Genomic DNA, 12,604 nt, shown 5'->3' with positions numbered 1-12,604 from the left:
AATTTTTAATTGTTTTATATGGTTATTTAAAGACTTCGCGGACTTTTACCGGCTTTCCAGTGGTTCTCTATCTCCTCCAGCGTTTTTCCTTTTGTTTCGGGTATGTAATAGTATCCCCATATTAAACCAACCACACATACCCCGGCATACAGCAGGAATGTTCCGCCAACACCAATCCCGTTAGCCAGTGTAAGAAATGTAAAGGCAATAATGGCATTGAAACCCCAGTGTGATAATGATCCGATGCTCATTCCTAATCCACGTACCTTTACCGGGAAAACTTCACTGATCAGCAGCCAGCCAAGTGGTGAAAGACTGATATTAATGAACAGGATAAAACTTACAATGCTTAATACCGAAAGGTAGATGAGGCTGCTGCCCAGCTCTTCCTTGAAAAGAAAGCAGATACCGGCAATGGCAAGTGAAGGTATCATCCCAATGATCCCGATCATGTAGAGTTTTCTCCGGCCAACCCTGTCCAGGAATATGACCGATACTACGCAGGCCAGTACATTAACCACTCCAATAATAATAGCGGGTATAATGGAGGCTGAATTACCGGTAATGCCAGCCATTTTAAAAATAATGGGCGAATAATAAATAATGGTGTTGACACCCGAGAACTGCTGGAAAAAGAATATACCTACAGTAATGATCAAGGCTGGCCGTAACCAGGGTTTAAAGAGTTCCTTCAGATCTGAACCCTGATTTGCAGCTGCTTCGTTGTCTTTTATCAGTTCCTGATAGGTAAATTCCACCAGTTCGGGATCTTCAATTCCTTCCAGTATCTTTTTACCTTCCGCAAGCCGGTTTCTGGATATCAGCCACCTCGATGTTTCCGGCAAAAAGAACATGCCGATGAGTAGGATCAATGCAGGAAATACGCCGACCAGGAACATCCAACGCCATGATTCGGGGTTAGTGTTATCAGAAAATCCGTAATCGGCAACATAGGATGCCAGTAAACCGATTGTGATCATTAGCTGGTTCAGGGTCACCAGCGTTCCCCTTTTTGAAGCTGGTGAAATTTCGGCAATGTACATGGGTACAACGTAGGAGGTAATACCGATGGCTACGCCAACAATAATCCTCATAGCCATTAGCACCGCGAAAGTATGAGCAAGGCCGCAACCCACTGCCCCTACGGCAAATATAACTGCGTTAATAATGATCATTTTCTTTCTGCCCAGATAATCGGACAGCTTTCCGCTGGTAACCGCTCCAAGAACCGCGCCTATCAATACAGCCGTAGTCAGCCATTCCAGGGCACTGTCTGATAGTTTCCAGTAATCTTTAAGAAATGGGAGCGCACCGGATATAACACCTGTGTCGAAGCCGAAAAGCAGGCCACCAGTAGCGGCGATCACGGCAATAAGTAAAACTTTGGTTTTAATTGGCATATAATATAGTTGTTGGTTTCGATTTATGTTGTTTAAACGTTTAAGCAATTATTAAAAAAATTATTTTTCACCACAGGATTTTCCTACTATGAATGTCGATTTCAAAATCGTGTTCCCTTTTGGTGTATTTTCATCTATCAGTTCCAGTAGCATTTTTACAGCAACCTCCCCTATTTGCCGCAGCGGCTGCCTGCCATGTGTAACAGGTACATGAAAAAGCGGGAAGGCATCTGATTCATCAAAACTGACGATCCCAACCTGATCCGGAACCCGGATTCCCTTTTGATTCAGGTATTTGATTGCTTCAACTGCAATTGTATCTGTGGTAAAGAAAATACCATCGCAGCTTTTACCTCTTTCTAAGAGTGCATCTATCCCGGATTGAACTCCTCTAACAAAGTTTTTCTCATCAATCTCTATGATCAGGTTCTGGTCTATTTCAATATCCGCATCTTGCAATGCCGTTACATAACCTGCTTTCCGGTCGAGTAAATGACTAAGTCCGGTTTGGTAACTCATGAAAGCTACCCGCTGATGCCCGGTTTTAACGAGATGTTGTGTACATTGATAAGCGAGATCTTTGTTATCTATTGATACGATACTCAGATCTGATCCTTCAGGAACACGATCAACTATCACGAAAGGTATTTCACGACTTTTTAACTGCTCAATATAACCCCGGTCATTATCAACGGGGATAACGATCAAACCATCCACCTGCTTGTTGATCAGCACATTTAGTATAGTTAAAAAGGTTTCGGGATTCTCATAAGAACTGCCGAAGATGACCGTGTAACCATACAACTGGCATTCTTTTTCGATGGCGCGCACCACATGCGTAGTAAAGCGGTAATTTATATCGGCAACTATAATACCGATGGTATTTGTTTTTTTTGTTTTGAGGCTTTTAGCGATCTGGTTTGCTGTGTATTCAAATTGATGAATTGCTTCCCTTACCTTTTCGGCAGTAGCAGAACTAACGCGACGTTCCTTCTCCTGCCCGTTAAGCACATAAGATACCGTTGCAATGGATATTCCAAGATGTTTTGCTATATCTTTCAGGTTAACTTTATTCATTGGTTTAATATTCAGTTTGTTTTATTTCAGTTTCATTGTCATTTAAACGCTTTCTCCGCACGAATTCCCGATAACAATATCGGCATCTAAACTGATCTGCATATTGATTTTACTATGATTCACCAGATCTAACAGCGTGTTCACGGCCAATTTACCCATCTCTTCTAACGGCTGTTTTGAATGGGTAATAGGGCAGTAAAACAATTCAAATGCATCAGAACCGTCGAAACTCAATACGGAAATATCGCCGGGTACCTTAATTTTTAATTTGTTCAAATATTTCAGGCCATGTATCGTAAGCGTGTCTGTTGCAAAGAAAATGGCGTCACAGGGCTCTTGCAAATGCAGCACGTTATCTATTGCCTGCTGAATATCCTTAGCCAAATTCGCACTCAAAATTTCAGGCAACAAAGTTTCAGCAATGGTCAGTTTGTGATCACTCAATGCTTCCCTGAAACCACGCGTTCTTTCCTGCAGGTGAAACATGGTTGTTTTATAATTGATAAATGCTATTCTTTTATGACCAAGCTTAATGAGGTATTCCGTGGCTTTGTAACTTGCCTTAAAATTATCCAGTGAAATATAATTAGTCTTGATGTTCGGAAAAATCCGGTCGATCAAAACAAAGGGTATTTCAGATTTCTGCAGCGCCCTGATCTGATCCTGGGAATTTTCCGAAGGGATTAAAATCAATCCATCTACCCTGCGGTTTACAAAAACGTCGATAAGCTCTGAAAATTTATTTTCATCTTCGTTAGAGCTTCCGTAAATCACCGTATAATTTCTTTTTTTTGATTCCGATTCAATCGCCCTGGTTATTCCCGTGCTAAACCTATAATTAATATCTGCAACAACAAGCCCTATGGTATTTGTAGTGCGCATCTTGAGGCTTTTGGCAATCTGGTTAGGAGTGTAATTAAGCTCCTCAATTGCAGCCATGATCCGCTCCGCAGTATCTTTGTTAACCTGCTTTTCAACGGCCTGCCCGTTAAGCACATACGAAACAAGGGCAGTTGACACACCAACGTGTTGGGCTACATCTTTCAGGCTTAATTTCTTCATCTTATTGGAAAAACGTTACGTTTTGTTAAAATAGATTTTAATTTAAACGTTTAAATTTTTTATAAAAAAAACAGATATTATTAACTCATTATAGTTTAAGAACTCGCATTCCAGCAAGCAGGGCTGTACATTGAGCACTTATTGTAAACTTAATTTTAATACTAACTTAATCGTTTAAACTACTTTAGCGAAACGCTATCATAATCCAAATTAAACAACTAATTATAGCTGATTAAACTGCATTGGTCTTTCACTAAATAATTTAAAGTGGTTTGTTACTTTATAAATGGCAAACAATTATACGACTTTAATCGGTTAAAGCAAATTTTTTCGATAAAAATATATGAATCTTTCAGGTTGGATACCGGATTACCGACGGTGCAGGATGGTTATAAGATAAATGTTAAGTAACTTGATTTTGATTTAAACCAACAAAACCAATTATCGACAAGCCTGTAACGTGAAATATAACTATCTATCTAAATCTTTTTTTATAGGAATTCTGCTATCAGTAGTTTGTCCGATGTCTACAAACGCTCAATTACCCAAAGTGCCTTTCTTACCCTCTCAGCAGGAGCTTGATCGTCCCTTTGGCAAATATGATGAGGCTTCGTTTCAAAATCCCTCAAAGGTTTATCATCCCGAAACCTGGTTCCACTACATTGGCGGCAATGTTTCAAAAGAAGGAATTACCCGGGATCTGGAAGCGATAGCCAAAGCCGGCATTTCGGGAATTCAGCTATTTCACGGCCAGTTTGGCGGCCCATGGCCCGGCGTAGAACCACAAATAACGAGTCTTAGCGCCAATTGGGACGATGCCGTAAGGCACACAGCATTGGAATGCCGCCGTTTGGGTTTAAGGTTTTCTATGAACAACTGCCCGGGATGGGCAACTTCGGGCGGCCCCTGGATCACCCCGGCTAATGCAATGCGTAACTTGATATGGAACCGGACAGATGTGGTTGGCGGTAAACTCATTAACCAGGCATTACCTCTGCCTGAACCGAGCAGTGAACAATGGCGGGATTATAAGGATATTACCGTACTTGCCTTCCCCACTCCCGCCGGTGACACGGGCAAGCCGCTTATACCACAGCTCATCAATACTAATACCAGTTTTAAATGGGACCCTTATTTTGCAGGAACTGCTAAAGAAGCTATCCACTTGTCCCCCGCTACTCCCGATAAACCCAATTGGGTAGAGGTTTCCTTTCCGAACGCTGTTACACTTCGCAGTGTGGAATTTTCAAGCGTTCGGGCCTTTAATCATGGTCAATCTTACGAACCCGGGGTAACCATAACTATACAGGGAGTTTTGGCTAACGGAAAAACAAAGGATATCCTTCGTGCCGAAATGCCGCAGGCAAACTGGCAGGACGACAGGACGATTACTTTCGCGTGTTCTGAACTTGCAGGTGTAAAAAAATATCGCATTTCTATTTCCAATAAATACGACATGGCGCTCACATCGCTCCGCTTGTTTTCTGCCGCCCGAAAAAACAGTTGGGAATCAGAGGCAGCCTGGACATTGCGGAGCATTGAACGTGTCGGCCAAAACCCTAAACAGTCGCCGGAGGCATTTATCAAGCCCGGTCAAATCCTGGACATTTCAGATAAAATGGCCACCGATGGAAAACTGAACTGGCTGGCTCCCAAAGGCAATTGGACTATCCTGCGCCTGGGGCATGTTAATTCGGGAAAGCAAAATGGCCCTGCCCCTGCCGAAGGCACAGGATGGGAAGCAAATAAATTTGCAAAATCGGGCGCTGAGGCACATTTTGCAGGCTACATCGGGCGGCTTTCCGGGTCAAACGGACCGCTTGCCGGAGGATTGTTGAATGGTATGCTTATAGATAGCTGGGAATGCCATACCCAAAGCTGGACACCGGCCATGGAACAGGAATTTAAACGCGTTTCCAGTTATCAGCTCCGCAAATGGCTACCAGCATTATTTGGTTATGTAATTAAAGATCAAGAAACTACTGCTCGTTTTTTAACAGACTGGCGCAAAACCCTCAATGATCTTTTGGTTAATAATTATTACGGCCGCATGGCATCACTGGCAAAAGGTAACGGCTTGTCAGTCGCCTATGAAACGGGGCCGGGAGATGTTGTGCCTGCCGATATCATGGAATATTTCAAGTTTGCAGATATCCCCATGTGCGAGTTTTGGCAGCCTATGACTGATGGATTTGTGGGTTCCATCAACTTTAAACCTATCAAACCCACAGCCTCCGCGGCAAGAATGTACGGGAAGCCCCGTGTTGCAGCAGAGTCCTTTACAAATATGTCGCTGTCATGGGATGAACACTTTGATATGCTTAAAGAAGTGGCCAATATTAATAGCATACAGGGTGTTAGCCATTTTGTATTCCATACCTATACACACAATCCACAAACACCATTTCTGCCTCCGGGGAGCTCCTTCGGTGCAGGAATTGGCACCCCATTCCTGCGGGGACAAACCTGGTGGAAATATATGCCTGAGTTCACGGATTATTTATCGCGCTGTACTTATCTGCTCGAGAGAGGGAAACCAGTATCTGATGTGTTATGGTATCTCGGGGATGAGATCAACCACAAACCGAATCAGAATGCCCCTTTCCCGGAAGGGTTTAAATACGACTATTGTAACCCCGATGTATTACTGAACCGGTTGAAAACCCAAAACGGCATGATAGTTACGCCCGAGGGAATCCAATACCGGGTACTATGGCTACCAGATGTGCCGCATATGCTGCCTCAAACACTGGAGAAAATACTGTTACTACTGCGTAACGGGGCAACTATTGTTGGCGAAGCGCCGGTTGGATTGGCCACACTTTCCGGAGGTGATGTCGCAACCCAGCGTTTTAATGCCGCAGTTAAAAGTATCTGGGGAGAATCCCGTAAAGGTTTGAGGAAAGTTGGAAAGGGTTACGTGGTTTCGGGTTTAACGATAGAACAGGCATTAGCTACATTAAAGATAAAACCTGATGTTACAGGAGGCGATGCGTTATGGGCGCACCGCCGTACCAACGGTGCAGACTGGTATTTTGTAACCGCGCCGAAAGGAAAAGGGTTTACGGGTGAACTTAGCTTTAGGGCCAGTGGGCAGGTAGAACTTTGGGACCCAGTCACCGGAAAATCCAGCGCTGCAGAAAGCCGGCAGAACGGAGAACGTACAACCGTTAAGCTTGATCTGGCAAAAGGGGGATCATGCTTTATCGTTTTCAGGCAAAAAGAAAGCCTAAACGCAGCAACAGCGTTTAAAGCAAACACCGTGGTAGGTACAATACCAATCTCAGATTCGTGGAAGCTGACCTTTCCGGCAGGTTGGGGAGTTCCGGAGGCAGTAGAATTAACAGCCTTAAAACCTTGGAAAGACCTTGACATTTCTGCCGAAGGAAAGGCGTTTTCGGGAACTGCAACCTATACCAATACATTTAACATCGACAGAATAGAGCCCGGACAGGAATACATCCTCGATTTAGGAAAAGTTGATATGGCTGCATCCGTGACTATCAATGGCCAGCAAATTGGTAAATTATGGGCACCGCCATACCGCATAGATTTAAAGGATTTTATTAAACCGGGTAAAAATACGGTTAGTGTGGAAGTTACGAGTACCTGGTTTAATCGCTTGGTTTTCGATGCCGGACAACCTGAAGACAAACGTAAAACGTGGACAATATCCGGCCCCGGTAAAGACGAGCCTTTACGTGTATCCGGTTTACTTGGCCCTGTAAAAATTGATCTTCAAAAAGAAGAGTAATGAGTATTCTTAAAGAAAGCCCATGTATCTACTTATAGCTCAATTTAGCATTATGAATAGCATATCTTTTCGCCGTTTCAATCTTTCCGTTATTTTATCGGCCCTTATTGTATTAATGTTTGTTGGTGCGAGCCAGGCACAACAAAAGAAAAGTCGCGTTAAAAGGAGTACCGTAGCTGCGGATACATTGTTAACAGCTTTTCGGTCACCGCCCGCTTCGGCTAAGCCAAGGGTTTATTGGTTTTGGGAATTTAACCGGGTTACCAAAGAAGGAATTACCCGGGATCTGGAGCAGTTTAAAGCCAAAGGGATCAGTGGTGTTAACCTTATTTGTACTGGTGGATATGCAGGGAAAGAGCCCCTGCCCGGCGTAGAATTCCTTGGGGCAGAATGGCGTGCGCTTTTTCGTTATGCTGTTACAAAAGCCAATAAGCTACACATAGAAATTGGCTTTAACCTCGCCGGCGGATGGACTTTGATGGGACCATCGGTAACTAAAGACAACGCCATGAAGAAGGTAGTATCTGCCGAATTACGCATTTCAGGACCAACCAAATTTTCCGGAACCCTACCGCAAGCTCCAATGGTAGAGAACTATTATCACGATATAATGGTACAGGCCTTTCCTGCGCCCGACAGCACAAAAAAAATTGATCCTAAAACCATTATTGACTTAACAAGCAGGATGGACGCCAACGGGCATCTTGATTGGGAAGTACCTAACGGAAAATGGGTGGTATTACGAACCGGCTACACCCTCACCGGGCATCCCTGGAGTAAATGGCATGCCTACCCAGAAGGTGACACCTTTAAAGGCGGCGAAGGTTATGAGATAGATTATTTGAGTAAGGCAGCAGTAGATGATTATTTTTCTCATTTGGGCAAAACAATAATTGAGGAAACTAAAAAAGCAGGCGGTCATTTGGATTACTTATGGTCTGACAGTTGGGAATGCGGAAAATTAACCTGGACGCAGGATTTTGCTAACCAGTTCACCAGGTTCAGAGGGTATGATTTGAGATCATATATGCCTGTTTTGGCGGGATACGCGGTAGTAAATACGGAAGTATCAGAACGTTTTCGTGAGGATTTTGATCGTACAATACAGGATTGTATTGCAGAGAATTTTTATGCCCGTTTTGAAGAGTTGTGTCACAAAAATGGATTGAAAGTAGGTAATGAAGCTGGGGGACCAAACGATATCCCCCCTCAGGATGTGTTGAAGAACTTTGGTCATTCTGACATTCTTTCGGGCGAGTTTTGGGTAAACGGCAACCGCAATGCACCAGGCGGATATAATAAAAACCCCAGAGAGCGGCTCAATCTTAAACAAACAGCAACCGCTGCCCATGTTTATGGCAAGCAGCAAGCCGAGGCGGAGGCATTCACTGAACAGGAAAAAGACGGCACACATTGGTCGCTTGGCCCTTCAGATCTGAAACCTTATGCAAATGATGCATTTTGCGAGGGAATCAATCGCTTTATGCTTCATCAGGCAACCTGTCAGCCACCATCAGATGGAAAACCAGGATATGAATTTTGCGCCGGGCAGCATTTTACACCAAACATTACCTGGTGGGAGCAATCGCCTGCATTTTTCGGATACCTATCCCGCTGCCAATATATGCTGCAACAAGGGAAATTTGTGGGTGATGTTTGTTTTTACATCGGAGAAAGACCGCCGCTTCTGGCACCGCCAAAATACCTTATCCCTTCGCTCGGGCCAGGTTATGATTGCGATTATAGTAATCCAGAGGTGTTACTAACAAGGATGACCGTTAAAAACGGACGCATAGTTTTACCCGACGGCATGAGCTATAAACTGTTGGTTTTACAAAATTGCACCTCCCCTTCTCCAAAGGTTGCCGAAGAAGTGGGCTCTTATCAAGGGCTGCAGGTATCTCCGGTTCCTTCTGATGCCATGTCGTTACCAGTTATCAAAAAGATCAGAGAACTGATTAACATGGGAGCAACCGTTGTAGGGCCGCCGCCGGTAAGGTCGGCAGAGTTAAAAAATTACCCGGAATGTGATGAACAGGTAAAGAAAATTGCCGCCGAGATATGGGGCGAACTGGACGGCAAAACCCGTACCGAACGCCGGTTAGGAAAGGGCCGTGTAATTTGGGGTAAAACGCCAAGGGAAATCCTTCTTGCTGACGGAGTTGCCCCAGACTTCTCTTTTACCGGGCAAACTGAACAATCCGATCAATTCGATTATATCCACCGTACAAACGGTGAAACAGAAATTTATTTCGTGACGAACCGCACCAATCAACACGAAAAGCGTGACTTTACTTTTCGGGTTGCCGGAAAACAGCCCGAGATATGGGATGCGGTAACAGGTAAAATGGTTATGGCAAAAGCCTATAGCCAGACCAACGCCCGTACTACATTATCGCTGGAGTTAGATGAGTTCAGTTCTTATTTCATTGTTTTTCGTAAACCTATAAAAACGGATGCCCAGGGAGATGCAGAACGGAATTTCCCTAAGCTGACAGAGATAAAAAAATTGGAGGGTACATGGAACACCACTTTTGATCCCAATTGGGGCGGCCCCGCCAATGCTAAGTTTTCTGAGCTGATCAGTTGGACGCAAAGACCAGAGGAAGGCATTAAATATTATTCGGGCACAGCCACCTACACCAAATCTTTTGACTTAAATAAAACTGCAAACAGGAAAAATAAAGGAAAAATCAAGCCAGAACGGTTATTTCTTGACCTGGGCAATGTTAAGAATGTTGCAGAAGTACGCTTAAACGGGAAGAAATTGGGTATTTTATGGTGCGCCCCCTGGCGTGTGGAAATTACCGGCGCTGCAAAACAAACAGGTAATGTTTTACAGGTTGATGTGATTAATTTATGGGCCAACCGTGTAGTTCACGACCTTAGCTTACCTAAAGAAAAAAGGATAACAAAAACACATGATGTTTTCCGTTTTGATATGCTGAATGTAAATACGCCATTGCTTGAATCGGGATTGCTGGGTCCGGTAAAGGTGTATGCTGCAACCAATGAACAGTAACCGCTATAATTACCGAATATCCGGGCGGTAAAACCGCCCGGATATCAGCAATCTGTTTTCATTATTATTTCAAAAATATTTTCCTTACCGCATTATTTCCCAAATCAATAAAGTAGATATTGCCTTTTTTATCCATGGTGATATCACCCAGCGAGCCGGCTTTAGCCTCGTTAAATGCACCATCTACATTGTTTCCATTTTGGAATTGAACTACTGTTGTCACTTCTCTGGTTGCAATATTTATTTTACGGATAGCCAGGTTGGTGTTATCTGAAACATAAATAGTTCCTGATCCGTCAGACACAATACCATTGATTGAACCAAACATAGCTGCTGACCCAATGCCATCAGCATAACCGTAATTACCCCCGGCCCATCTATACGAGGTTGAAGAAGTAGCTATATTATAACTATCAACATACACTTCTTCGTTATTTAATTTGTAAATGAAATTATTTACGATAGCCGGACGTGACACATCTGACAACCCCAGCAGGCTCAGTACAGTTCTTGTACCATCCTTATCAAACTTCCATCCGCCATTAAATGAACCCAATACATATAGAATGCCTTTTTCATCAAATGCAAGTTTATTAACGGTACCCAAGCCGCTGGCAAAAGTACTAACTATGCCTTGCGGAGTAACCTTACGTACAGTCGAATTATCACTGATAAATAAATTATCATTCTCATCAATATCCATACCCGGGTTAACACCAAAATTAAATAATGCTGCAGTACCCTGACCATTGGCGTTACCTCTTGCACCAGTTGGGCTACCAACAAATAAAGTAACCGTACCATCAGGCGCAATTTTTTTGATGCGGCTCATCTCAACCTCCGTTACGTATACATTGCCCTTACTATCAACAGCTAAACTTCCAGACCTGTAAGCTACCAGGTTAAGTGAAGTGTTGCCTCGTCCGCCGGCAAGGGTAATTACACCTGCACGGTTAAAATTAGTTGGGGCAAGTGCTTCTACACCATCACTGGTCACTTTTATAGGGCCGGATGATAAATTTACAGGGGCCACAACCTCTAAACTTGTTGAGGTAGCACTAACCACTACTGCCGGTGCACCATTAAAAGTTACCACATTTTTGGCTGCCGATGTGTTAAAGCCCAAACCTGTAATGGTTATATGGCTACCTGCCAATCCGTTTACCGGACTAAATGACGTAATACCTAAGGATTGATCTTTAAAATCGGGGCCTTGTACAACCTGGTCATTCACGGTAACTATCAATTTGCCATTTCCTGTACCTCCGGGAATGGTGAGTGTTAATTTTGAGGCAGTAGCTACCGTAACCGGAATCAACACTCCGTTTATAGTTACCTTGTTTTCCTCTTTCAACGTGCTGAAGGTGGTTCCTGTAATGGTCATGACCGTTCCCGACGGACCGCTCAGCGGCGTTACCGTTTGAATTACCGGTGGCGGAACTACAGTAAATACCGGCCCTCCTATTTTTTGCTCATTAATTGTTACCGATAAAGGGCCGGTTTGCACAGCATCCGGCGCAACCACAAGCAGGTAATCAGCTCCAGCTTCTTTCACCAGGGCCTGTTTACCATTAAAATCAACCGTATTGCCGGCAACCGTATTTTCAAAACCCTCTCCGCTAATTCTTACTACGGTACCCTTTCCGCCTGTTAACGGTTTTATGGCAGCAATAGCCTGGAATTTAAATGTTTGTCCCGAGGCTTCATGTCCGTTTACACTAACTTTAACCGGCCCGGTTCCAACGGCTACGGGTACCTCAACTACCAGCAGCGTGTCTGTTGCACTCACTACTATTGCTTGTTTACCATTAATGGTTACCAATGCGGGGCCTGTTAAACTGCTAAAACCAGCACCCGAAACCCTGATATGAGCGCCAGCGGCACCATTGGCCGGGCTAATCTTTTTTACACTTAATTCCTGATAAGTATACTTACCAACAGGTATCGTTACATCTCCCGTCTTTAAGGTTATGTCACCAGATACACCGCCTTTGGGGGCTCTTACAACTACAGCTGTAGCACTAGTACTTACCACATCTGCCGGGGAACCGGCAAATGCTGCGGATACATCATTATTAAAGCCCGATCCTTCGATAGTAACCAGCGTACCGTCATTTCCGCTATTGGGATAATATTGCGAAACTTTAGGTTGCAGGCCAACATCCTTGCTATGATCTTTTTTACAAGCGCTTATCAGCATAACCAGGCAGCAGATAAGACCGTAAATTTTAAAATTGTGTGTTTTCATTTTTTGTGTCTTTATGGATATTTTCTCTATTCAACCCGTTC

General features: G+C 43.8%; 6 protein-coding genes. 2 read left to right on the top strand and 4 right to left on the bottom strand.

Annotated features, from left to right (window positions below):
• Positions 1-26 precede the first annotated feature (26 nt).
• The 3 genes from BLS59_RS28165 to BLS59_RS28155 are packed head-to-tail and all read right to left on the bottom strand — an operon-like array spanning position 27 to position 3,539.
• Positions 27-1,400: a sugar porter family MFS transporter gene (locus BLS59_RS28165; RefSeq protein ID WP_091156275.1), complete on the bottom strand. Its 1,374-nt coding sequence runs from the start codon at positions 1,398-1,400 to the stop codon at positions 27-29.
• A 60-nt stretch (positions 1,401-1,460) separates the two neighbouring features.
• Complete coding sequence (locus BLS59_RS28160) at positions 1,461-2,477, bottom strand: LacI family DNA-binding transcriptional regulator (protein WP_091156272.1); 1,017 nt, start codon at positions 2,475-2,477, stop codon at positions 1,461-1,463.
• Positions 2,478-2,519: 42 nt separating this feature from the next.
• The gene (locus BLS59_RS28155; protein ID WP_091156269.1) at positions 2,520-3,539 is read right to left on the bottom strand and encodes a LacI family DNA-binding transcriptional regulator; all 1,020 of its coding nucleotides are present in this window, start codon (positions 3,537-3,539) and stop codon (positions 2,520-2,522) included.
• Between the two features lie 523 nt (positions 3,540-4,062).
• On the opposite strand from BLS59_RS28155, the gene BLS59_RS28150 reads away from it, so the two are divergent.
• Both BLS59_RS28150 and BLS59_RS28145 read left to right on the top strand, forming a co-directional pair.
• Positions 4,063-7,293: a glycosyl hydrolase gene (locus tag BLS59_RS28150; RefSeq protein WP_091156265.1), complete on the top strand. Its 3,231-nt coding sequence runs from the start codon at positions 4,063-4,065 to the stop codon at positions 7,291-7,293.
• 52 nt (positions 7,294-7,345) lie between these two features.
• Positions 7,346-10,315 (top strand): glycosyl hydrolase, encoded by a 2,970-nt coding sequence (locus tag BLS59_RS28145; protein WP_205411373.1) that lies wholly within the window; start codon positions 7,346-7,348, stop codon positions 10,313-10,315.
• Between the two features lie 64 nt (positions 10,316-10,379).
• On the opposite strand, the gene BLS59_RS28140 is transcribed toward BLS59_RS28145, so the two are convergent.
• Entirely contained in the window at positions 10,380-12,563 is a 2,184-nt protein-coding gene (locus tag BLS59_RS28140; RefSeq protein ID WP_091156262.1) for an IPT/TIG domain-containing protein, read from the bottom strand.
• Between the last annotated feature and the right edge of the window lie 41 nt (positions 12,564-12,604).

The organism is Mucilaginibacter pineti, from assembly GCF_900101875.1.
GTDB lineage: Bacteria > Bacteroidota > Bacteroidia > Sphingobacteriales > Sphingobacteriaceae > Mucilaginibacter > Mucilaginibacter pineti.
The sequence above is the reverse complement of the archived record's forward strand: the minus strand, read 5'-3'. Positions and strand labels throughout refer to the sequence as shown.